Below are 22,798 nucleotides of genomic sequence, written 5' to 3' on the forward strand. Positions count from 1 at the left end.
TGATCCAGTCGTTTGACCAAAACAACGAAAGCGACAGCATGAACTCCACCTCCACCTCAGCCAGCGGGATTGTCGATGTCATCGGCGTCGGTGCCGGCTTCACCGGCCTCTACCTCTCGCACCGGCTCACGAACGCCGGGTGGACCTTCGCGGGCTTCGAGGCCGGCCCCAGCGTCGGCGGCACCTGGTTCTGGAACACCTATCCCGGCGCCCGCTGCGACGTCGAAAGCATCTACTACTCCTACTCGTTCGACGAGGCGCTCCAGCAGGAATGGACGTGGAGCCAGCGATTCGCGCCGCAGGCCGAAATCCTCAGCTACATCGAACACGTCGCCGACCGCTTCGACCTGCGCAAGCACTTCACGTTCGATACCCGCGTGGTCGGCGCGACGTGGAACGCGGCCGACCGGCTGTGGGAGGTGCGGCTGGACGACGGCGAGACGCGCCGCAGCCGCTACCTGATCTCGGGTGCAGGCGGCCTGTCCACCCCCAAGGACTTCGACGTGCCGGGCCTCGAGAACTTCGCCGGACTGCAGGTGTCCACCAGCCGGTGGAACATCTCGCTCGACGACCTCGCAGGCAAGCGCGTCGCCGTGATCGGCACCGGATCGTCGGGCGTGCAGGCCATCCCACTGATTGCGGAGGTCGCGGAGCACGTCACGGTGTTCCAGCGCACACCGAACTACGTGATGCCTGCCCGCAACACCGAACTCTCCACGGAGCAGGTCGAATCCGTCAAGGTCGACTACCAGGCGATCCGCGAGGAATGCCGGCACTCGCTCGGCGGGATCCCCGAGCGCCCCGTGGCCGACAAGGCCTTCGACGTATCGGCCGAGGAGCGTCAGCGGCGCTACGAGGCGGCCTACGAACTCAGTGGTTTCAATGGTGTCGGCGCCGAGTTCACGGACCTGCTCACCGACATCGAGGCCAACCGGACCGCTTCGGAATTCATCCACGACAAGATTCGCGAGATCGTGAAGGATCCGGCCACCGCCGAGTTGCTGGTGCCTAAATACCACCCGCTGGGCGCCAAGCGCAGCTGCTTCGGAACGGACTACTACGAGACCTTCAACCGGCCCAACGTGTCGTTGGTGTCGCTGCGCGACGAGCCGCTCGAGACGATGACCGCGAACGCGATCGTCACATCGAAGGGCACGTACGAGGCGGATGCCGTCGTGCTCGCCATCGGGTTCGACGCCTTCACCGGCCCGCTCTACGGGCTCAATCTCACCGGCGCGTCCGGCACGAAGCTGCAGGAGGCCTGGCGCGACGGTGTCCGCACCTACCTCGGGATCATGACCGCGGACTTCCCCAACTTCTTCATGGTGGCGGGCCCGCAGAGCCCCGCGCTCGCGAGCAACGTGGTGATGTCCATCGAGCAGAGTGTGGACTGGATCGCAGACCTCATCGAGCACGCCCTCGACGCCGGCGCGACGCTGGTGGAGGCCACCGTCGAGGGCCAGAACGACTGGGTCGACATCACCGAGGAGACCGTCGCCGCCACCCTGTACGCCACCACCGATTCCTGGTACCGCGGCTCCAACGTCGAGGGCAAGCCCAACACGTTCATGGGCTACCTGGGCGGTGTCGGCAAGTACCGCCGGATGTGCACCGAGATCGCCAAGCGCGGCTACCCCGGCGTCGAGATCGACGGCGAAACAGTGTCCCGTCAGCTCGGCCCCATCCACCGGGAGATCTCGTGAGTACTGCAGTCCACCGGCGATACGTCGCCTTCTCAGACGCGCACTACGCGGGCAATCTCGTCGACGGCGCCTACGCCCTGAAACTCTTCGGCGACGTCGGCACGAACCTGTCGATCGAGCTGGACGGCCACGAGGGCCTGTTCGCCGGCTACTCGTCCGTCGAGTTCCTCGCCGCAGTCCGCGGCGGTGATGTCGTCGAGGCCGAGGCCAAGCTCGTGAAAAAGGGCAATCGCAGCCGCACCGTCGATTTCGAGCTCCGTGTGATCTGCCGAGCCTCCGGCGACACGGGCCGATCGCAGGTCCTGGAGCATCCATTGGTCGCGGTGCGCGCTCGCGGCACCGCGGTCATCCCTGCAGACGCGACGGAGTAGTGACGATGAGACTGATTCACGAGACCGGCTGGGCCGCAACGCCTACCACTGTCGAACAGCCCCTGACCGGTGACATCGACTGCGACGTGGTCGTGATCGGTGGCGGCGGGGGCGGCATGTCGGCCGCACTCCGCCTCGCCGACAAGGGTGTCGACGTGGTGCTTCTCGAGGCGAAGACCCTCGGCTGGGGCGCCAGCTCCCGCAACGCCGGATACATCACGAATTCGATCGCCGCCGATCCGGAGTTGCTCGGGCTGTTGCTCAAACCCGAGCGGTTACGCAACCTGTACCGGTACGCCGAGAACGCGGTGCATTTCGCCGAGGGCGCCATCAGTCGCCACGGAATCGACTGCGGCTACCAGTCGGAGGGCATCGTGATGGCCGCCGTGTCCAAGGGCCAGTTGCGGCACGCGCGCCGCAACGCGAAGGTCCTGGCCGACGCCGGATCTTCGGCCGAATTCATCGAGGGCCCCGAGGCGGGGCTGCCGCAAGGCTTCCTCGGCGGAATGCGCGAGGGCGTCGGCGGCACCCTCAACCCGGGTGAGTTCGTCCTCGGCCTGCGGGCCGCGACGATCGCGTCCGACGTGCGCGTCTACGAGCACACCCCCGCCCACGACGTCACGGACACCGGCGGCGGCGTCACCGTCGACACCCCGGAGGGACGTGTCCGGGCCCGCAAGGCGCTGCTGACCACCAACGCCTACAGCGCGGGCCTGTCGATCGCGCCGAAGAACCTCGCCACCCCGGTGTGGACCTCCCTGGTCGAGACCGAACCCGTCGCACCCGAGCGGCTCGACGAGATCGGCTGGACCAGCCGCGCCCCGATGGTCACGTTGCACATGATCCTCGAGAGCTATCGCGTCACCCCACGGGGCACCATCGTGTTCGGGACCCGCCGCGTACAGACCGGCCGCAACCCACTGCCCGACCGCACCCCCGCCCGCAACGTCGCCGACGACCTCGTCCGCGGATTCCACGACCGCTTTCCCGGTCTGCGTGACATCGAGCCGCAGAAGGCCTGGGGCGGCTGGATAGGCATGAGCTCCACATGGCTCCCCGTCGCCGGCGAGGCCTCCGACAACGTGCTCTACTCGCTCGCCTGCAACGGCCACGGCTTCGCCCAGGCGCAGTACGTGGGCCACCTGCTCGCGGACCGCATCTGCGACGCGCCGCTGCACGACGACCTTGCGGCGATCTGGCGCGGCCGCAAGCGCTTCCGGCCCAGTCTCGTCAGTGGCCCTGTGCTGCATGCGGGCTGGCTCGCCGACCGCGCCTCCGACCGCCTGGCTGCCCTCACGAAATAGCCATCGCCGCCCGTCCGGACGGCTGATGTCACATCCAAGGAGAAAATCATGTCCATCCGAGAACTGCTCTTTGCGGTCGCGGACATCTGGATGATCGCCGTCGGATTCACCTACGGGATCAAGTTCATCCGGAACTACAAGAACTACCTGCTCGGCATCGAGTGGATGATCGTCGCGACGTCGGGTTCGAACTTCCTGATCTACGGTCTCATCAAGGCCGGTCACGACAGCCCGATGTACACGTTCGCCTACTTCCTGGATGCCTTCTCCCGGTCCGTCGGGATCACGCTGATCCTGGTCCTCGGACTGATGAAGGTCACTCACCGGTACAAGCCGTCCGTGGCGGTGGACATCGGCGCGTTCGCCCTCGCGGCCGTGGTGGGATTCCTCCTCAGCCAGTTCGCCGAGCAGATCGGCGTTCCCGGCAAGATCTTCTACATCGTGGTCAACGTGCTCACCACGATCTTCCTCATCTACTTCGTCACGCGCCTGTGGGGTATCGGCGAGCGCGGGCACGCTGTGTGGGCCGGCGTCGCCACCGCCTGCGGATTCGTCATCGCCTCGACCTACGACTTCGTCCACATCCCGGGCGACGACGCGGAGCACACGATCTTTTACATCTTCGCGCTGTCCACGTGGGGCCTGCAGATGTTCGCGTACTTCCGCGCGTACCGGGCGTTCGACGCTCACAACAAGCGCGTCGACGCCCAGGCGGTCAGCGGCGGCGCTTCGGTCACGGCTTGAGCCGCGCCGTGACCCACCGCAGCACCGAAGCCCATCGTTCTCCAGAGTCAGGAACCGAAATGACAACGCACGTCCAGGAAGAGACCACCGAGGTGGTCGTCGTCGGCGCCGGAATGGCGGGTTTGACGGCGGCGACCACGCTGTCGCCGAAGGCCGACGTGGTTGTGCTCGAATCCACCGATCGCGTGGGCGGACGAGTCGAGACCGTCCGGCAGGGCGACTACTGGGTCAACGTCGGCACTCAGTTCACCGAGGGCACAGGCACACTCATCGATGCCCTCGACCGGCACGGCATCGAGATGGGTTCGCTCGCAGGCAAGAGCGTCGCGCTGTACCTGAACGGTGGGGTGGTCGACACCTCGAATCCCGTCGCGCTCATGTTCCGCACGCGGATGACCATGATGGACCGCATCGGCATGGCCATCGTCGGTGCACGCATCCTCTCGGTCATGCCGTTCCTGGAGTCGCAGAGCCGCCTCGCGCAACGGGTTCGCGCCAAACTCGACACCAAGCTGGCGTCGTACCTCCTGAAGGGTGTCCGGTCGGAACTGGCCGCCGCCGTCGTCCGGTCGTGGTCCGCGCAGTGGATGGGATGCGAGGTGGAGGAGACGGCCGCCACCCAGTTCGTCACCTCGGTCGGCCTCGCGTTGGCCGACCCGGAGAAGATCCCGAACTTCTCGCTGCCGGTGGGTGGCAACCAGACGTTGACCGACGTGCTGGCGGACGATCTGGGTGACCGGATCCGGCTGAACTCGGCGGTGCAATCGGTGCGGCAGGACGGCGACGGCGTCGTCGTCGACTACCTCGACGGTGACCGGCCGGTGCGGCTGCGGGCGAAACGCGCGATCGTGACCGCACCCGCCGATATCACCGAGCGGATCATCCCGGACCTCCCGCAGCAGCACCGGAACGCATTCAACGACATCACCTACGGCCGGTACGTGATCGTCGGATTCTTCACCGACGAAGCCGGGCCGCAGCGCTGGGACGACTATCTCGGTGTCTCGACGCCGCAATTGTCGTTCCAGGCGATGTTCAACCACGCCGCGGCGATGCGGAACGGCGACGATCGCAAGCCGGGCGGAGCACTGGCCTGTTTCGCAGGCGGCGCTCAGGCCGACGCGCTGTTCGACCTGTCCGACGAAGAGATCGTGTCGCGATTCGAGAAGGACCTGCTCGCAGTGTTTCCCGAGCTGGACGGGAAGCTGGGCGAGGGCATCGTGCGGAAGCACCGTCGGGTCGTGCCCTTCTGGGCGCCCGGGCGGAGGAACTCGCTTCCGACGTTGCGTGATCCGCTCGGAACCATCCACCTCGCCGGCGACTACCAGCTCGACATGCCGTCACTCGCCGACGCAGCCACGTCGGGCGAGCGCGCGGCGAAGGCCGTACTGGCGAGCCTGAGCCGGCAGCGATAGGCACGCGCGCGGCATCGTCAGGGAGGGCTCGGTTCAGCGTTTGGACCCGCAACCGGGCCCCGCGGGTGCATGCCGGCGGGGCCCGCCTGACGATCCGTCTCCTCTGGACATACGACACCGCCGTCAACTGATGTGGGCGTGCGGAATCCGCGCGCCCACACCCGCGATCCATGCCCTGCACCGGGCCACCAGCCAAGTTGGCAGCGCCTTCAGGGCAGTAGCCGGTCGATCTCGAATGCCAGGCAGAGTTCGGCGACATCTCTTGGCCGCGACAGCGATTTACCGGTCCACTCCTCGATGCGGTGGAGGCGATGCCGCACGGTGTTCGGATGGCAGTAGATCTTCGCAGCGGTCTCGTTCGCCGACCCACCGGTCTCGAGCCACGCCGCGAAGGTGTCCACCAGAATTTTGCGCTCCTCGGGTGGCAGGTCGTCGATCGGTCCGAGCACGGACTTCCCGATCCGTTTCATGGCCTCGGGTGCGCTGACGGCGGCGAACGCGAGGGCAGACCCGTCGAAGACCGAGACCAAGGAGTCGCCGGACGGTCTCTCGCCGGTGGCTATCCGGGCGAGTCGGAGTGCTTCGCTGGTCTCGCTGAGGTCGTCGAATTGGGGGCTGATGCCGACGCGCGAGGTGGCAACGGTGTCGAGGACGTCGATCAGCTCGTGGAGGATGTCGGGGCGGCGGAGGAAGACGATGCCGACCTGGAGGTCGGGTAGCAGTCGCCATGCCGAGCGGATGTCGCGGACGTCGAGCTTGCTTGCGATTTCCGGGAGGCCGAGTTTGCCGATGGCGGGAACCTGTGCTGCCACAACGACATACGGTCCAGATGTCGGTAACCGCAGGAGGTCGGCTGCCTCCCACAGACTCTGTATGTCGATGATGCGGTGGAACAACAACGCTTCCACGAGCGCCGAACGTTCCTCCTCGTGGTTGAGAACCTGAATCGTCTGCTGGTGCCGGTACGCGTCGGTCATCGCCTGGGTGAACATGTCCTGGGCGATGAGGATCTGCGAGGTGGCGTTCAGGATCGCCTCGGGCGGCACCCCGCTACTTCTCGCGTCGGTGACCATCTTCTCCCACATGAAGCGGAAGCCGACCCGGTACGCCGCCATCACCGCCGGCAACGGGACGCCGGCCAGCGCCCGGGCGGCCCCGGTCGCTTCCGCTGCGGAGGTGTCCATATCGGTGTCTCCGGCCAGCGCATGAAAGACGAAGGTCATGTTCGCGCTGCAGCTGCGCTGGATATCGTCGGTGCTCACGAGGGTGTTCGACCGGTAGTAGTCGATGTCGCGACGGATGACCGCGGCCATCGCGGCACCGAGCTCGTCGGCACGGGCCAGCATCGCGTCGGCGACTTCGACGAGGGGTGGATCCGGTCGTCCCTCCATACCGACACGATAGGCCGAATCGACGCCCGTTGTGAGCGCACACACCGGCGGCCCGTTGACGTTGTTCCCGGGGCCATCGACTCAGGCGGAGCCGGGAGTCACTCTTGAATCACCGGCAAAACGCCAACAGCCACCGGAGGTCCTCTTGTCCAATCTGAGTCTGAATCTTGTTGCCTCAGCGCGAAAATACCCGGATAAGGTGGCGCTCCGATGCAACGATCAGGAGTTCACGTTCACCGAGTTCGACGAGGCGGCCGCGCGAGTCGCCACCTTCCTCGCCCGCGAAGAAATCGCGGTCGGCGATCGGGTCGGGCTGATGCTGCCCAATACGCCGGCGTTCGCGCTGGCCTTCTACGGCATCCTGCGCAGCGGTGCCATCGCGGTGCCCATGAACCCGTTGTTCAAGTCCCGCGAGATCGCGTTCTATCTTTCCAACACGGGTGCGAAAGCTCTTTTCGCGACACCGACCTTCGCCGCTGAGGCCACCGCGGCCGCCGCGGCAGCCGGAGCGAAATGCTGGCTGGTCGACGATGCCGATCTGGTGAGGCTGACGGCGGATCTGCCCGAACAAGCGAGTCCGGTCGACCGCGCCGTCACAGACACCGCCGTCATCCTGCACACGTCGGGGACGACCGGAAGGCCGAAGGGGGCCGAGCTCACCCACGGCGGCCTCGACCGCAACAAGGACGTCGCCGCGAACACCCTGATCGAAGTGGGGCCCGACGACGTGGTGATGGGGTGCCTGCCGCTCTTTCACGTCTTCGGTTTGACCTGCGGGCTGAACACCTCGGTGTCGGCGGGGGCGACGCTCACACTGATCCCCCGATTCGACGCGCACACGGCCATCGAGGTGATCGAACGCGACGCAGTCACGGTGTTCGAGGGCGTGCCGACGATGTACTCGGCGCTGCTCGGTGAGGCGAGGAGATTTCCTTCTTCGGCGACGGCGTCCCTCCGCGTCTGCGTATCCGGCGGCGCCTCCCTGCCGGTTCAGGTTCTCACCGACTTCGAGCAGATGTTCGGTGCCACGATTCTCGAGGGATACGGGCTGTCCGAGACCTCCCCGGTCGCGTCCTTCAACCACCCGCACCGCGAGCGCAAGCCCGGATCGATCGGTACCCCGGTCGAGGGTGTCGAGATGCGGATCGTCGACCTGATGGGCCACGAGGTCCCGCAGGGCGAGCTCGGTGAAATCCAGATCCGGGGCCACAACGTGATGAAGGGGTACTGGAACCTGCCGGAAGCGACGGCGTCGGCCCTCTCGGTCGATGGCTGGTTCTCGACCGGTGACGTCGGCAAGGTCGACGAAGACGGCTATTTCTACATCGTCGACCGCAAGAAGGACCTGATCATCCGCGGTGGTTTCAATGTCTATCCCCGGGAGATAGAGGAGGTGCTCTACGAGCATCCGGTGGTGGTCGAGGCTGCGGTCGTCGGTCTTCCGCACGACTCGCTCGGCGAGGAGATCGGCGCTGCGGTCGTCCTCGAGGACGGCGCACACGTCGATCCCGCCGAACTGCGCGACTTCGTGAAGCAGCGCGTTGCCGCCTACAAGTACCCGCGCCGTGTGTGGATCGTCGACAGTCTCCCGAAGGGAGCGACCGGCAAGATTCTCCGCCGCGAGGTAACCGTTCCGACCACCGAAAGCGCCAAGTAGTCATGACGAACCCGACCACCAACCCGACCACGAGCCCCGATGAGCTCGCCGCACCTTTGGACCTACTGCTGACCAGCTCCACCCGAGGATTCGTCGGCCGAATGCTCCCGAACGGGGCCTGGGCCCGCTCCGCGGTGAATCTCACCAAACGGCAGCGCACACTCGCTCACCGCGGCACCACGCTGGCCCGCGAACTGGGCACGATTGCCGTCGGGACCTGCGAACGCGCCCCCGCGAAGGGTGACAAACGCTTCGTCGATCCGGCGTGGCAGGGCAACCCCCTGCTCAAGCGAACCATGCAGGCGTACCTGGCGGCGGCGGAGACGGCCGACAAGCTGTTCGACGATGCCCAGTTGGATTGGCGCGACGCGGAGAAGATGCGGTTCGTTCTCGACAACATCGTCGAGGGGCTGGCGCCGACCAACAACCCCTTGATCAGCCCGCTCGGCTGGAAAGCAATGATCGACACCGGCGGACTCAGCGCCGTGCGCGGACTGAAAGCCTTCGCCCGCGACATGCTGTCCCAGCCCCGGACTCCGGCGATGGTGGATCCCGACGCGTTCACCGTCGGCGAGACGGTCGCCACCACCAAGGGGGCGGTGGTGTTGCAGACCCGGGCGTTCGAACTGATCCACTACGCACCTCAGACACAGAATGTGCGCTCGATTCCGCTGCTGATGATCCCGCCGGTGATCAACAAGTACTACATCATGGACATCGCTCCCGGTCGCAGCATGATCGAGTATTTCCTGCAACAGGGCCAGCAGGTCTTCGCGATCTCGTGGCGCAATCCCCAAGCCCGGCATCGTGACTGGGACGTCAATACGTACGGCGCGGCGATCATCGAGGCGCTCGATGCGGTGCAGAAGATCGCCGGGACCGACAGTGCGCACCTACTGGCGACCTGCTCGGGTGGCATCCTCGCCGCCATGACCGCGGCCCACCTCGCTGCGATCGGCGAGGGTGATCGGATCGCCGGACTCACGCTCGCCGTCACGGTGCTCGACCAGAACAGGGCCGGCTTCGCCTCGGCCGCAATGAGCGAGCGCGCAGCGCAGGCCGCCATCCGAGCATCGAGGTCCAAGGGATACCTCGACGGACGGGCGATGGCCGAGGTGTTCGCGTGGCTGCGGCCGACCGACCTGGTGTGGCGGTACTGGGTGAACAACTACGTGCAGGGCCGCTCGCCTGCAGCCTTCGACGTGCTGTTCTGGAATGCCGACACCACCCGGATGGCGGCCGCGCTGCACCGCGACCTGGTGCTGATGGGATTACGCAACGCGCTGACCACTCCCGGGGCGGTGAGCATGCTGGGAACCCCGGTCGACCTGTCGAAGGTCACCGCGGACTCGTACGTCATCGGCGGTGTCGCTGATCACATCTCACCCTGGCAGGCCTGCTACCGCAGTGCCCGGCTGCTCGGCAGCAAGGACAATCGGTTCGTCCTCTCGTCGAGCGGCCACATCGCGGCACTGGTCAACCCGCCGGGCAACCCCAGGGCCTCGTTCCGGATCGGCCAAGTCGATCAGGACACGGCCGAAGACTGGGTGCAGACGGCCGAGCAGGCCACCGACTCGTGGTGGCCGGACTACATCAGCTGGCTGGCCGACCGCAGCGGCCCCGAAGTCGACGCCCCGCACACCCTCGGCGGGCCGGGCTATGCACCCCTCGCCCCAGCGCCCGGCACCTACGTGCACCAGAACTGACACCACCCGAGAGAAGACGATGACCACACATATCGCCAACCCGGCGGACTTGCTCGACCTGACCGGACAGACCCTCGGAACCACCGCGTGGTTCGAAATCGACCAGGAGCAGGTGAACCTTTTCGCCGACGCGACCGGCGACCACCAGTGGATCCACACCGACCCCGAACGCGCCGCCCGGGGGCCGTTCAAGGGGACGATCGCGCACGGCTACCTGACGCTGTCGCTGGCCCCGCGAGTGCTCGCAGATGTCCTCACCATCGACAACGTGCAGGCCGCGCTGAACTACGGGCTCAACAGGGTGCGGTTCCCCTCGCCGGTGCCGGTCGGTGCCAAACTCCGGGCAACGGTCACCGTCACGTCGGCCCAGCACAAGCCCGCCGGCGTCGAGGTGGTGTTCGGACTGACCTACGAGGTCGACGGCACCGAACGCCCGGCCTGCATCGCCGATGTCGTGGTGCTGTACCGATGAACGCGGCCATCGAGGCCGAGAGATTCGTCGCGGCCGCCGGTCAGCGGATCCGCGTCAGCATCCGGCCCGGATCCGGCACCCGGCGTGTGCCGCTGGTCTTGTGCAACGGCATCGGGGCCAGCTACGAGGTGCTCGATCCGTTGGTGGCGCAGCTGGATCCAGAGATCACCGTGATCCGGTTCGACGTTCCCGGCACCGGCGGATCCCCCGCGTCCGTTGCCCCCTACGGGTTTGCCTACCTGGCCTGGGTGCTGGGGCGGGTGCTGACCAAACTCGACCTCGGCGTCGTGGACGTGCTCGGGTTGTCCTGGGGTGGGGCGCTGGCACAGCAGTTCGCCGTCCAGAATCCGCGCCGGTGCCGGCGACTGGTCCTGGCCGCGACCGGCACCGGCGCAGTGATGGTTCCCGGCAACCCGCGGGTGCTGGCCAAGATGCTGACACCGCGCAGGTTCCGCGACCCGGCCTACGCGGCCTCGATCGCCGGCGAGCTGTACGGCGGCACCGCGCGCCGGCAGGGCGACGACGTTGCCGGGCTCTTCCTCCAGCAGCTGCACGCCGGATCGAAGATCGGCTACTTCCATCAACTACTCGCCGGAGCGGTGTGGACGAGCCTGCCCCTGCTGCCCGCGATCAGGCAGCAGACCCTCCTCGTCGCGGGTACCGACGACCCGATCGTGCCCGTCGTCAACGCCCGCATCATGAATCAGCTGTTGCCACATTCAACCGTCCATCTGCACTCCGGCGGACACATCGACCTGGTCACCAATGCCACCGAACTCGCGCCGGTGATCACCACCTTCCTTCACGACCCAGGAGTAAGCCCATGAGCCCCGGTCCGAACATCGACACCTCGGATTTCTATGCAGTCGAACAGATGCTCTCCGATTCCGAGCGCGCAATGCTGCACTCCGTGCGCGATTTCATGACCACCGAGGTCGACCCGATCATCAACACACATTGGAATGCCGGGACCTTCCCATTCGAGATCGTGCCCGGACTCCGGAAACTCGGCATCGCCGGCGTGCCCTACCAGGGTCATGGCTGTGCCGGACGGAGCTACCTGCTCGACGGGATGATTGCGATGGAGCTGGCCCGCACGGATTCCTCGATCGCCACCTTCAACGGCGTGCACGGCGGCCTGGCGATGGGGTCGATCTACCTGTGCGGTTCGGACGAACAACGCGAACGCTTCCTCCCAGCGATGGCACGGTACGAGCAGATCGGATCCTTCGGGCTGACCGAACCCGACGTCGGCTCTGGTGCGTCGGGCGGGCTCACCACCACCGCCGAACGCGACGGTGACACCTGGACCCTGAACGGGCAGAAGAAATGGATCGGCAACGCGACGTTCGGCGACCTCACGGTCATCTGGGCCAAGGACGTCGCCGACGGCCAGGTGAAGGGATTTGTCGTCGACAACTCCTCGCCCGGATTCACGGCAGACAAGCAGGAGCACAAGATCGCCCTGCGGATCGTGCAGAACGCGCTCATCACCCTCGACAACGTGCGGGTTCCGGAGCACAACCGCCTACAGGGCGCGAACACGTTCACGGACACGGCCGAGGTGCTACGACTGACACGCGCGGGCGTGGCCTGGATGGCGGTCGGATGCGCGCGCGGCGCCTACGAAAACGCGCTGAGATATGCCTGCTCCCGTGAACAGTTCGGCCGGCCGATCGGCGGCTTCCAGCTCGTGCAGGACCTGCTGGTGCGGATGCTCGGAAACATCACCTCGTCCTTGGCCCTGTGTGCACGGCTGTCCCAGTTACAGGATCAGGGGCACGCCGAAGACCGGCACTCATCGCTCGCCAAGGCATTCTGTACGGTCCGCATGCGTGAAACCGTCGGCTGGGCGCGGGAGCTGATGGGCGGCAACGGAATACTCTTGGAACACAACGTAGGACGATTCGTCGCCGACGCGGAAGCGATCTACTCGTACGAGGGAACCAGGGAAATGAACACCCTGATCGTCGGACGGTCGTTAACCGGACAAAGCGCCTTCGTGTGATGTCCGCGCCCGTGATCGCCGGAGAGCCTCGACGAGTCAGTTCCTTCGCCTGACCGTCGAGCCGGACAACGGGCCGTGTGGGAGTCGCGTGCATTGGAGTCACCGAACTGCTCGGTGCATCGCTCGCCCAGTCTGTGACACCGAAATCGCGCAACGCGTGCCGACGGAGGCACCGGCCGCGATGCGGGTCACGCGGTCCGCGGACGGGCCTGACAGAATCAGCACGTGTCGTGGAATCAACCAACAATCACCGGCTGGACGGCCCGGATCAACGACGACCTGTCCTCGGTCACGCTGATCGATCCGTCGCATATCACTCGCGCCACACTGCGCCCGGGACCCGGTGACGAGTTCACAGCAACCGACCAAATGGCCGGAAGGATGCGCCGCAAGTACAAAAGAGTCGAAGTCACCCTCCCCGGTCGCGCATACACACTTCGGCACACGTCCGGCCGCAAGGCGACCGCTGAGCGTGACGGAACGCCGCTCGCAGAACTCGTACGCGGACGCGGACTCCGCTCTGTCGGCGTCACGCGCATCACCCACGCGCACACCGACCACCTGGACGAGCTGATCCTGACCGTCTTCGAGAAGGTGATTGTCCCCGGCCGCAGCGGGGCCATCGACGAATTCGTATCAAGTCTCAGCGGAGTCTGAGTGCCCGCAGTGTGGTCGGGCCACGCCAGTTCGATTGCCTTTCCGTGCAGTTTCAGACGTCACGACTCGGTATAGGTGTGACCCGGCTCACGCTATGTTGAACCACCTGTCGCCGAATGCGTCAAAAGCCGACGCGCTTGATACTGCAGGGGCCGAGGCATTTCGGAGGGTGGTGGGGAATCGAGTTTCGGGAGAGAGTCGCGCTGCGGAGCCCGGATCATCGTGTTGGCCTGCCCAGATAGGTAATAATTGGAGGCGTCGAAAAGTCAGCTCAGGTGAGCTTTCTGACTACCGAGCGAAGTTTGCCGTTACTGTGTGCGTTCGACGATTGCCCAGCGAAGAAGGAGAACAAGATGGCCCAATCACCGACGGGTTCGAAAGATTCGGCGAAGACGACCAGAGAGATTCGCGAGTGGGCGATTGGTGCGGGTCTTGATGTGTCCTCCCGCGGTCGGATTCCGGCAGAGGTCGTGAAAGCTTTCGAGGACGCCCAGGTAGAGAAGGTTCAGACGAAGACGGCTCCGGCGAAGACGACCAAGGAGATTCGCGAGTGGGCGGTCGGTGCGGGTCTGGATGTGTCGCCCCGCGGTCGGATTCCGGCTGAGATCGTACAAGCCTTCGAGGACGCTCAGCTAAAGCAGAGTCAGCCAAAAAGGGTTCCGGTGAAGAAGCTCGCCGCACGGAAGCCGGTCGTGAAGAAGCCGGTCGTGAAGAAGGTGGCCGTGAAGAAGGTGGCCACGGAGAAGCCTGCCGCGAAGAATGCTCCGGTGGCGAAGACGACCAGTGAGATTCGGGAGTGGGCGGTCGGTGCGGGTCTGGATGTGTCCTCCCGCGGTCGGATTTCGGCAGAGATCGTAAAAGCCTTCGAAGACGCTCAGACCAAGCAGAGTCAGCCAAAGAAGCGCCAGGCAAAGAAGGTTGAGGCAACAACGGTGCCGGCGAAGAAGGTCGCCGCGGAGAAACCGGCTGTGACGAAGGTAGTTGCGGAAAAGCCTGCCGCGAAGAATGCTCCGGCGACGAAGACGACCAAGGAGATTCGGGAGTGGGCGATCGGTGCGGGTCTTGATGTGTCTGCCCGTGGCCGGATCTCGGCCGAGGTCGAGCGGGCCTTCCATGACGCTCAGGTGAAGAAGGTTCAGGCAAAGAAGGTTCAGACAAAGGCGGTTCGGGCGAAGAAGGTCGCTGCGGGCAAGCCGGCTGTGAAGAAGGTAGCCGCGAAGAAGACGGCCGCGACGAAGGCTCCATCGAACAGGGCGGCGGTGAGCAAGGCTCCGGCGAAGAGGACGACCAGGGAGATTCGCGAGTGGGCGATCGGCGAAGGCCTCGATATATCGGCCCGTGGCCGGATCTCGGCGGAGATCGTAGACGCCTTCAATCTCGCTCAGGCCAAGGCGCCGGCCGCGTAGGCAGCAACCCTGCCGTGCTGAATCTCGCGGCAATCGTGCTGCGAAACGGTCAGGTGCGGTCGAGATACCTCCGACGGTTGGCCTGCACGGTTGGCGCAGGGCAACCGTCCACTGCATTGCGCCGGAGATGGTGCTATGCCGAGTTCACTTGCCAGTGCCGGTAGACGTCGATGGCGTCATCGCGCGGTTCGTATCGCATGGGAAGGCGGCGTTCGTCCCAGGGTTTGGAGAACTCGTCGTAGAAGGTGGCGAGTTCGAAGTACTTGCGGTCGTCGACGTAGTAGGGCTCGTAGTCTGCGCGCGTGGTGAGGAAGACGACTTCGTCTGGTGAGCAGTAGTACAGCGAACCCAGGCACATAGGGCAGGGGTGGGCGAGGACGTAGATGGTGGCGCCGGTCAGGTGCTCGGTGCCCAGCTTGGTGCAGGCTTCGCGGATCGCGAGAATCTCCGCGTGGGCGGTGGGATCACCGGTCTGGGCGACCTTGTTGGGGCTCTCGGCGAGGATCTCGCCGTCCTTGACGATGACGGCTGCGAACGGTCGGCCACCCGTGGTGACGTTCTGGCGGGCGAGATCGATGGTGCGTTGGACGAAGTCCATGGAGGTGTCCTCCTCAGATGAGTGGTCGGGGTGCGGGGTGGGCCGGAAGATGCTTCCGGGCCACCCCGTCGATGTCCGGTCTGTGCAGGCTCGATGTCGGATCAGAACGGCTTCGTCGGTAGGTACTTGCCGTCCAGTGTGATCACGGCGCGCTCGCCACCCTCGGGGTCCGCAACCTTCTTCACGTCGAGCCTGAAGTTGATTGCGGAGATGATGCCGTCGCCGAATTGCTCGTGGACGAGCGCCTTGAGGGTGGTGCCGTAGACCTGGAGCATCTCGTAGAAGCGGTAGATGGTCGGGTCGGTGGGGATACCGCCAGGGATCGATCCTCGGGTCGGGACGGACTGGAGCAGCAGGGCTGCGTCCTCATCGAGGCCGAGCAGCTCAGCGACGGCCTTTGCGGACGGCTCCGGCAGAGGGTGCTGGCCGAGGACTGCGGCGGTGGTGAAGGCAACCGACAGGTCGGACGCGTCGGCGATCTGCTGCCAGGAAAGGCCCTTGCGGGTCTTGGCGTCGACAGCTGTGTTGGCGATGGCCTGACGGGCGGTCGGGTCGAACTGGGCCTGCATCATCATTGGTGCTTCTTTCCCTTTCGGGTGGACCACGTCGCGCGGATCGCGAGGTGGAAGTTGTGGGTAAGGGGAGTCAGGAAACGGGACCGGAGCCTGCGGTGGGCAGTACTTCGACTGCGCCGGTGGCGATGTCGAAGACCCAGCCGTGGAGGGTGAGCTTCTGCTCCGTCGAGGCGCGAGCAACCGAAGGGTGGGTGGCCAGGTTCGCCAGCTGCGTGAGCACGTTCTGGCGCACCAGAGCGTCGACGTCACCGGTGCCGGGGGTGCGGGCCTGGGAAGTGTCCGCGTGCCGCAGCCATGCGGCAACCGCGGGGGCACCGCTGAGGTCGTGTCCCTGAGCCAGCGCGGTCATCGCGCCGCAGGCGGAGTGGCCGCAGACGACGATGTCTTTCACGGCCAGCGCCGCCACGGCATACTCGATACTCGCAGCCACGCCGTCGGTTCCGGGCGTGTAGGCGGGCACCAGGTTGCCGGCAGTGCGGATGACGAACAGGTCACCCGGCTCAGTGCCGGTGATCAACTCCGGCACGACGCGGGCATCGGAACAGCTGATGAACAGCGTGTGCGGCGTGTGATGCGAGGCCAGGTGGGCGAACAACTCCGCCTTCTCCGGGAATACGGTTTCCCGGAAATGAGCGACACCTTCGGCGAGGTCTTGCATGGGTCACTTCCTTCGGTGGTGATCAGCCCCTGTCGGCTGTGACTTACACCCTGCACGAACTGCATCTATAGAGTCCAAGACTTGATATCCATCGAGGCAATTGTTGGCAGCTATAGTTGACCCATGGCCGCCCTCGAACTGCGCCACCTGCGCTATCTGCTCGCCGTCGCCGAGCACGGCAACTTCACCCGCGCTGCCGAAGACCTGCACATCTCCCAGCCCACGCTTTCTCAACAGATCAAGCAGCTCGAACGCACAGTGGGTGTGCAGCTACTCGACCGCACCGGCCGCAGAGTCCGGCTCACGGACGTCGGTGACGTCTACGTCGACCATGCCCGGCGTGCGCTGCGTGATCTGAGCGCCGCCGACCGCGCAGTCCACGACGTCCAAGACCTCTCTCGCGGTCACCTGCGCCTGGGTGCCACCCCCACCTTCGCGGCCTATCTCATCGGCCCACTCGTCGCCGAATTCCACACCCGCCACCCGGGTATAGTCCTGACCTTCACCGAGGCAACTCAGGACCGCATCGAATCGGCCCTGCTCGCCGACGATCTGGACCTCGGTATCGCCTTTACCGGATCCCACCTGTCCGGCATCACTGCTGCCGCGCTCTTCATCGAAACCCTCGGCCTCGTCACCGGCATCCAAGACGCTGATCCGAGTCCGGAACCCCTACCCGCGCAAGCTTTACACGACCGGCAACTGGCGCTGCTCAGTGGCGATTTCGCCACCCGCAGCCACATCGACACCTACTTTGCCGAACACCGCGTCGAACCACGAATCATATTCGAGGCCAATTCGATTCAATCCATAATCGAGATCGTCCAACGCGCGTCCGTGGCCACTGTTCTACCGGACGCCATCACCCACGACCACCCCCACCTCGTCCCCGTCCTCCTCGACCCGCCCCTGCCGGCCCGTACGGTAGCCCTCCTCTACCGGCAAGGCGCCTACATCAGCACCGCCGCCCGCACCTTCACCCAGACCGCCTACGAACTCGTCGGCTCTCGCGGTTACACCTCACCGTGACGGTGACCGCTGGCGCCCCGCCCCGCCTGACGACCTCCATCCCGGACGGCGTGCTGACCGGAACTCCACGGTCCCTGGCCGAGGGCGGGAAGATCGCCGAGCGGCTGTCCTGCAGCGAAACGGTGACTCACCCGGGTGGTCGAGGACTATATGTGGGTTGTGGACGTCTTGTTCGAAGGGGAGGGCTTGCTGGAGGCCCCGCGTCCGATGCCGGACGGTTCGGTGGTGTTCGCGAACACCACCGTCGGTGGGGTGCATCGATGGTCTCCTGCCGGGGTCACCACCCTGGTGGCGCGCCGGCGGGGGATCGGCGGAATCGCGGCGCATGTCGACGGTGGACTGCTGGTGGGTGGTCGCGATCTTGTGCATGTCGGCGTCGCGGGTCTGACCACTGTGCTCGAGGTCGACGGGGCGACCGGGGTGAACGACATGACCGTCACCGCCGACGGATCAGTGCTGGTGGGGGTTCTGCGGCACCGTCCTGGCGCGGGGGAGACCGCGCCGCCGTCGGAGTTGCTGCGGATGACACCGGCAGGTTCGGTGCGTGTCGTGGTCGATGATCTGTTGTGGCCGAACGGGATCGGTGCGTCGCCGGACGGCATGACCGTGTATGTTGCGGAGTTCGCTGCCGCGCGTGTCCGGGTACTCGGCCCGGACGGAGGATCGGTATTTGCGCGGGCACCGCGCGGGGAATGTGACGGGCTCGCGGTCGACGTGGAGGGCGGCGTCTGGGTGGCACTGGGCAGTGGTGGCGGCATTGCGCGTTTCACTCCCGACGGTGTCCTCGACGAGTTGATCGACGTGCCTGGGCGTTTCGTGTCCTCACTCGCGTTCTCCGGGAGGGCGATATACGTCACGACGGTGGGCGCTCTGTTGCGTCTGGACGTCGGGGTGGAGGGGCTTGCTGTCGGGGAGGCGAGGATTCCGGTGGCCCGACATCACGTCACCGGTCATGCGCGGTAAGGCTCCTGGCCCGCGTCCTTCACGACGCGGTCGCCGACGGCGAGTTCGTTCCACAGCGTCCGATTGACCCTGACCTTCGCGGTCCGGTCGTCGTCGGTGCGGACGGTGACCCTTCGGTAGAGGTTGGAGCCGTCCAGCAGACCGCGTGACTTCTTCACGACGGTGCCGCTCCAAATGTCTTCTCGTTTCATGATGTTCCCTTCGCTCGGTGGGACACACCCCCAAGGTTATCGTTGATAATCTTGCTGTTCAAGGTATACGTTGAGGCTCATGCCGTACCCGCGACGCACGGACCGGGATTCCATCGTGTCGGCCGCGATCGAGTTGATGCAGGAGCGCGGACTCGACAGTGTCTCGCTCCGAGCGATCGCGACTCGCCTCGGCGTTCGTCAGCCTGGCCTCTACCACTACTTCGGCGGCAAAGCCGAGTTGCTCGACGCCGTTGCGGAGGAGATTCTGTGCCGTCGGCACACCGCTCGCCTTCCCGCCGACGGCGAAGGCTGGGACGAGTTCGTGGCCCGGAACGCGCGGAGCCTGCGCCGTGCCATGCTGAGCGTCCGCGACGGCGCCAGGCTGATCGCGTCGACGGGTTCGCGAAGTCCGAGTCTCGATATCGCGATCGAGCAAATCGCCCTGTTGGAGGGAGCGGGTTTCAGTGGTACGGACGCGGCGTTGGCTTTGATTGCCGTCTCGCGGTACACCATCGGTTCGGCGATCGAGCAGCAGACGGCGCGTGACGGGGGTGAGATTGTCATCGCCACCGATCGGACCGACGCGGCGGCGTCTCACTTCATCGACATCGCGCGGCAAGTCGTCGCCCTGGGCCAAGACCACGAGTTCGAGACCGGCCTCGCGGCCCTCCTGCGCGGACTCGACCTGCGTGCTCGGTCTGCCCCGGGAGAATGAAACAAACCATTCGGCCTGTTTTCTGGTAGCGTCGGGGCCGTCATGGTGGTCACATGACGCCGCGGACGTCTCAGGCACACGAGTCGATCACGCGAGGGGTGGGGTGCAGGTGCTGCCCGAGCTGCTGGTCGGGCGGCACCTGCACTCAACGTCGTTGGCTACAGATGACCGTCTACTGTCCTGCTGTTTCCCGCGTGCGGAGGTCCTTGCGGAGGATTTTGCCTGCGGCGGACTTGGGGACGAGGTCGATGAACTCGACCTTGCGGACCTTCTTGTGCGGGGACACCCGTTCGGCGACGAACGCGATCACCGCGGCCTCGTCCAGCCCCTCGGCGCCGGGCTGGGNNACGACGAACGCCTTCGGGACCTCCTCCCCCTCGTCGTCGAGGACACCGATGACGGCGGCGTCGGCGATCTGCGGGTGCGTGAGCAGCAGCGCCTCCAGNTCGGCGGGCGGCACCTGATACCCCTTGTACTTGATCAACTCCTTCATCCGNTCCACGATCGTCACCACCCCGTCGGCGTCGACGGTCGCGATGTCCCCGGTGTGCAGGAACCCGTCCGCGTCCAGGGTTTCCGCGGTGGCCTGCTCGTTGCCCAGGTATCCGGCCATGATGTTCGGGCCCGCGCACCACAACTCCCCCGGCGCGCTGACCCCCTCGCTGGGGTACTCGACCTCCTCACCNGTGGCGGGGTCGACGAGTTTGCATTCCATGTTCGCNATCGTCGGGCCGACCGAGTCCAGGGCGATGTCGTCGCGGTCGAACGGGATCGCGTGCGAGACCGGGCTCATCTCCGACATCCCGTACCCCTGCCGGACCCGGCAGCCGAGCCGGTCCGCGACGGCCTTGCCCAGTTCCTGATCCAGCGGGGCGGCACCGGAGAAGACCGAATGCACACTCGACAGGTCGTAGTCGTCGACCAACGGGTGCTTGGCCAACGCGACCGCGACCGGCGGCGCGATGAACACATACGTGCACNGCTGNCCGGAGACGATGCGCAGGAATTCGACGAGGTCGAACTTCGGCATCGTCACCAGCGCGGCCCGGTTGTAGAGGGCGGCGTTGAGNAGCACCGTCATCCCGTAGATGTGGAAGAACGGCAACACGGCGAGGAGTTTGTCGTCGGCGCCGATGCCCATCCGCGGGTTGATCTGNCAGACGTTGGCGACNAGGTTGCGGTGGGTGAGCATCACNCCCTTGGGGCGGCCGGTGGTCCCCGANGAGTACGGNAGNACGGCGAGGTGGGTGGCCGGGTCGAACGACACCTCCGGGGCGGGGTGGGCCTCGGTGAGCAGATCCCGCAGTGAGGGGTGGCCGTCGGCGCCGTCGAGGACGATCACGTTCTCGTCCGGGATCCCGACCTTCGCGGCGGCGGCCCGGGCCTGCGGCAGCAGTGGGGAGACGGTGAACAGGAACTTCGCGTGCGAGTCGGTGAGCTGTTTGGCGATGTCCTCGGCGGTGTAGAGGGCNTTGATGGTGGTGGCGACGCCGCCGGCGCGCAGGATGCCGTGGAACACCGCNGCGAACGCGGGCACGTTCGGTGAGTGCAGGGCCACCACCTCACCGACCGCGAGNCCGCGGGCCGCCAGGGCCCCGGCGACCCCGCCGATCTGCGCCACCAGGGCCTGGTAGGTGGTGACCGCACCCGAGGCGCCGTCGATCAAGGCGGGCCGCCCCGCATCAGCCGGGTCGAGCTGACCGAACAGGAAATCGTAGACACTGAGGTTCGGGATCTCGACATCCGGAAACGGGCTCTTGAAGCTCACGTGGGTCACTCCCTCGAAGATTGCGGCGGGCTCCCACGCGCGAATGGCGGCGAGCCTCGTGGGTCGTCCGGGCAACCATAGGCCGTGACAGCCATCACTTCATCGTGGTGCGACACCGAAGATGTTTGTGGTCGGCCCACAGTCCCCTGGTGGGAATGTGTCGAAGGTCCGAATTCGGGCTGTAGCCTGGCCACAGCGTGTGGACAGTATCGGAGGTCGTGGGGATGACCACAGCACACGGCGCGACGCGGCCGTTCGACGACGCGGCGATCGATCTCGCGAAGTGGGTGCACGACCGCCATCCGGAAATCGCGCGAGCCGCCACCGACGCGATCTGGGCGGAACTGCCGTCCTACCGCGCCACCGGACTGTACGACGACGTGGTCGCCCACGTCATCGGCGTCTTCGGGGTGTTCACGACCAGCGTCATCGAACAACGGAATCCGCGCCTCGACGATTTCGCGTTCACCTCCGGGCATGCGTCGGAGCGCGTTGCGCACGGCATCTCCCTGATCGATTTCCTTCACGCGTTCCGCATCGGGCAGATCGTCCTCTGGTCGTATGTTCTCGAATTCGTCCGATCGACGGAGGGCCAGCAGGAAACGGCGCTGAGTCTTGTCGAGCACCTCATGCGCACGATCGAGGCGGGCTGCTCCGCCGCCGCGACCACCTACCTGCAGGCGCAGCAATACCTGGTGGCCGACCAGGAGCGCATCGCACTCGACTGTCTCGAGGATCTGCTCGCGGGGAACGTGCCCGCCGTGCCGGTCCGCCTGGAGGCGATGCGCCGGGCCGGTCTCGAGGACGGCGCCGGGTTCGTCGTCATCGTGTGCCGGGCGAGTTCGGAGGCGGACGACGCGGATCCGATCCTCGACGCACGCAGGGTGCTCTCGCGGCATCTGTCGGGGATGTTGGTGCCGTGGCGGCAGGAACTCGTCGGACTCGTCCCGGTCGAACGATTCAGCCCCGGCGCCCTGTCGCAGAAGGTCACTCGCGCAGCCACCGAGCTCGGGACCACCCGGACCACGGCGTCGATCGGTATCAGCTCGGCACACCTCGGTTTCGACCAGACGTCCGAAGCGTTGCTGGAGGCACAGGTCGCTTGCGACCACCTGGGAGACCGGCGCAAGGTCCAGATCTTCGACGACCTCTCGCCGCTGGACTATCTGGTGCGGCGCGCGGACCCGACCGCGCGCCGACTCGTCGAGCCCCAGCTGCGTGCGTTCATCGCCGAAGACCTGTCGGCGGGCGCGATCTACATCGAGACCCTGACGGCGTATGTCGCCCACGACATGAACGCGAAGGAGGCCGCCTCCGCGCTACAGATTCACGTGAACACGATGTACTACCGGCTGGGGCGGATCGCCGAGCGCACCGGCAAGGACCTCCGTCGGGTGGAAGACGTCGTCAATCTCCTTCTCGCGGTGCGGATCGCGTCGACGGAGCCGCGCTGAGTCGTGTGGCCGC

Annotated in this window: 22 protein-coding genes; 16 read left to right on the forward strand and 6 right to left on the reverse strand. The window is 65.9% G+C overall.

All coding sequences use genetic code 11. The features are described from left to right. Nucleotides 1–38: 38 nt before the first annotated feature. The 5 genes from CA951_RS04120 to CA951_RS04140 are packed head-to-tail and all read left to right on the forward strand — an operon-like array spanning nt 39 to nt 5,537. On the forward strand, nt 39–1,703 hold the full coding sequence (locus tag CA951_RS04120; protein WP_087555655.1) for an NAD(P)/FAD-dependent oxidoreductase: 1,665 nt from the start codon (nt 39–41) through the stop codon (nt 1,701–1,703). Continuing rightward, on the forward strand, nt 1,700–2,074 hold the full coding sequence (locus tag CA951_RS04125; protein WP_087555656.1) for a hotdog domain-containing protein: 375 nt from the start codon (nt 1,700–1,702) through the stop codon (nt 2,072–2,074). The genes CA951_RS04120 and CA951_RS04125 overlap by 4 nt, the downstream gene beginning before the upstream one ends. A gap of 5 nt (nt 2,075–2,079) precedes the next feature. Beyond that, nucleotides 2,080–3,378 (forward strand): FAD-binding oxidoreductase, encoded by a 1,299-nt coding sequence (locus tag CA951_RS04130; protein WP_087555977.1) that lies wholly within the window; start codon nt 2,080–2,082, stop codon nt 3,376–3,378. 48 nt (nt 3,379–3,426) lie between these two features. Next, complete coding sequence (locus CA951_RS04135) at nt 3,427–4,122, forward strand: transporter (protein WP_087555657.1); 696 nt, start codon at nt 3,427–3,429, stop codon at nt 4,120–4,122. A gap of 59 nt (nt 4,123–4,181) precedes the next feature. Continuing rightward, nucleotides 4,182–5,537, forward strand: coding sequence for an NAD(P)/FAD-dependent oxidoreductase (locus tag CA951_RS04140; protein WP_087555658.1), 1,356 nt, complete (start codon nt 4,182–4,184; stop codon nt 5,535–5,537). A 209-nt stretch (nt 5,538–5,746) separates the two neighbouring features. Here CA951_RS04140 and CA951_RS04145 read toward each other — a convergent pair whose 3' ends face one another. After that, on the reverse strand, nt 5,747–6,928 hold the full coding sequence (locus CA951_RS04145; RefSeq protein WP_087555659.1) for a CdaR family transcriptional regulator: 1,182 nt from the start codon (nt 6,926–6,928) through the stop codon (nt 5,747–5,749). A 145-nt stretch (nt 6,929–7,073) separates the two neighbouring features. Here CA951_RS04145 and CA951_RS04150 point away from each other — a divergent pair, with 145 nt between their 5' ends. The 7 genes from CA951_RS04150 (at nt 7,074) to CA951_RS04180 (ending at nt 14,834) form a co-directional block, all read left to right on the forward strand. Further along, nucleotides 7,074–8,585 (forward strand): long-chain fatty acid--CoA ligase, encoded by a 1,512-nt coding sequence (locus CA951_RS04150; protein WP_087555660.1) that lies wholly within the window; start codon nt 7,074–7,076, stop codon nt 8,583–8,585. A 2-nt stretch (nt 8,586–8,587) separates the two neighbouring features. After that, on the forward strand, nt 8,588–10,291 hold the full coding sequence (locus CA951_RS04155) for an alpha/beta hydrolase (protein WP_087555661.1): 1,704 nt from the start codon (nt 8,588–8,590) through the stop codon (nt 10,289–10,291). Nucleotides 10,292–10,310: 19 nt separating this feature from the next. After that, nucleotides 10,311–10,763: a MaoC family dehydratase gene (locus tag CA951_RS04160; RefSeq protein WP_087555662.1), complete on the forward strand. Its 453-nt coding sequence runs from the start codon at nt 10,311–10,313 to the stop codon at nt 10,761–10,763. Continuing rightward, on the forward strand, nt 10,760–11,590 hold the full coding sequence (phaZ, locus tag CA951_RS04165) for a poly(3-hydroxyalkanoate) depolymerase (RefSeq protein WP_087555663.1): 831 nt from the start codon (nt 10,760–10,762) through the stop codon (nt 11,588–11,590). The genes CA951_RS04160 and phaZ overlap by 4 nt, the downstream gene beginning before the upstream one ends. Then, nucleotides 11,587–12,771 carry an acyl-CoA dehydrogenase family protein gene (locus CA951_RS04170; RefSeq protein WP_087555664.1) on the forward strand — a complete coding sequence of 395 codons (1,185 nt, stop codon included), beginning with the start codon at nt 11,587–11,589 and terminating at the stop codon, nt 12,769–12,771. The genes phaZ and CA951_RS04170 overlap by 4 nt, the downstream gene beginning before the upstream one ends. A gap of 225 nt (nt 12,772–12,996) precedes the next feature. Beyond that, nucleotides 12,997–13,428 carry a hypothetical protein gene (locus CA951_RS04175; protein ID WP_087555665.1) on the forward strand — a complete coding sequence of 144 codons (432 nt, stop codon included), beginning with the start codon at nt 12,997–12,999 and terminating at the stop codon, nt 13,426–13,428. A 353-nt stretch (nt 13,429–13,781) separates the two neighbouring features. Next, nucleotides 13,782–14,834: a histone-like nucleoid-structuring protein Lsr2 gene (locus CA951_RS04180; protein WP_087555978.1), complete on the forward strand. Its 1,053-nt coding sequence runs from the start codon at nt 13,782–13,784 to the stop codon at nt 14,832–14,834. A 133-nt stretch (nt 14,835–14,967) separates the two neighbouring features. Here CA951_RS04180 and CA951_RS04185 read toward each other — a convergent pair whose 3' ends face one another. From CA951_RS04185 to CA951_RS04195, 3 genes are all read right to left on the reverse strand, one after another. Continuing rightward, nucleotides 14,968–15,432, reverse strand: a complete 465-nt coding sequence (locus tag CA951_RS04185; protein ID WP_087555666.1) for a nucleoside deaminase — start codon at nt 15,430–15,432, stop codon at nt 14,968–14,970. Between the two features lie 101 nt (nt 15,433–15,533). Beyond that, nucleotides 15,534–16,004 carry a cyanase gene (gene cynS / locus CA951_RS04190; protein ID WP_087555979.1) on the reverse strand — a complete coding sequence of 157 codons (471 nt, stop codon included), beginning with the start codon at nt 16,002–16,004 and terminating at the stop codon, nt 15,534–15,536. A 73-nt stretch (nt 16,005–16,077) separates the two neighbouring features. Beyond that, a complete protein-coding gene (locus CA951_RS04195) occupies nt 16,078–16,665 on the reverse strand; it encodes a carbonic anhydrase (RefSeq protein WP_087555667.1) in 588 nt (195 codons plus the stop codon). A 123-nt stretch (nt 16,666–16,788) separates the two neighbouring features. Between CA951_RS04195 and cynR the strand changes: the two genes are divergently transcribed. Together cynR and CA951_RS04205 are read left to right on the forward strand one after the other, a co-directional pair. Beyond that, nucleotides 16,789–17,694 (forward strand): transcriptional regulator CynR, encoded by a 906-nt coding sequence (gene cynR, locus CA951_RS04200; RefSeq protein ID WP_087555668.1) that lies wholly within the window; start codon nt 16,789–16,791, stop codon nt 17,692–17,694. A 159-nt stretch (nt 17,695–17,853) separates the two neighbouring features. Then, the gene (locus CA951_RS04205) at nt 17,854–18,657 is read left to right on the forward strand and encodes an SMP-30/gluconolactonase/LRE family protein (protein ID WP_143543018.1); all 804 of its coding nucleotides are present in this window, start codon (nt 17,854–17,856) and stop codon (nt 18,655–18,657) included. On the opposite strand, the gene CA951_RS04210 is transcribed toward CA951_RS04205, so the two are convergent. After that, a complete protein-coding gene (locus tag CA951_RS04210) occupies nt 18,645–18,848 on the reverse strand; it encodes a hypothetical protein (RefSeq protein WP_087555669.1) in 204 nt (67 codons plus the stop codon). The genes CA951_RS04205 and CA951_RS04210 overlap by 13 nt on opposite strands. Before the next feature lie 79 nt (nt 18,849–18,927). On the opposite strand from CA951_RS04210, the gene CA951_RS04215 reads away from it, so the two are divergent. Then, a complete protein-coding gene (locus CA951_RS04215) occupies nt 18,928–19,563 on the forward strand; it encodes a TetR/AcrR family transcriptional regulator C-terminal domain-containing protein (protein ID WP_087555670.1) in 636 nt (211 codons plus the stop codon). A 172-nt stretch (nt 19,564–19,735) separates the two neighbouring features. Here CA951_RS04215 and CA951_RS04220 read toward each other — a convergent pair whose 3' ends face one another. Beyond that, complete coding sequence (locus tag CA951_RS04220; protein ID WP_087555981.1) at nt 19,736–21,331, reverse strand: AMP-binding protein; 1,596 nt, start codon at nt 21,329–21,331, stop codon at nt 19,736–19,738. A 224-nt stretch (nt 21,332–21,555) separates the two neighbouring features. Here CA951_RS04220 and CA951_RS04225 point away from each other — a divergent pair, with 224 nt between their 5' ends. Beyond that, nucleotides 21,556–22,785 carry a CdaR family transcriptional regulator gene (locus tag CA951_RS04225; RefSeq protein ID WP_087555671.1) on the forward strand — a complete coding sequence of 410 codons (1,230 nt, stop codon included), beginning with the start codon at nt 21,556–21,558 and terminating at the stop codon, nt 22,783–22,785. Nucleotides 22,786–22,798 lie beyond the last annotated feature (13 nt).

Source organism: Rhodococcus sp. NCIMB 12038 (genome assembly GCF_002165735.1).
Classification (GTDB): domain Bacteria; phylum Actinomycetota; class Actinomycetes; order Mycobacteriales; family Mycobacteriaceae; genus Rhodococcus_F.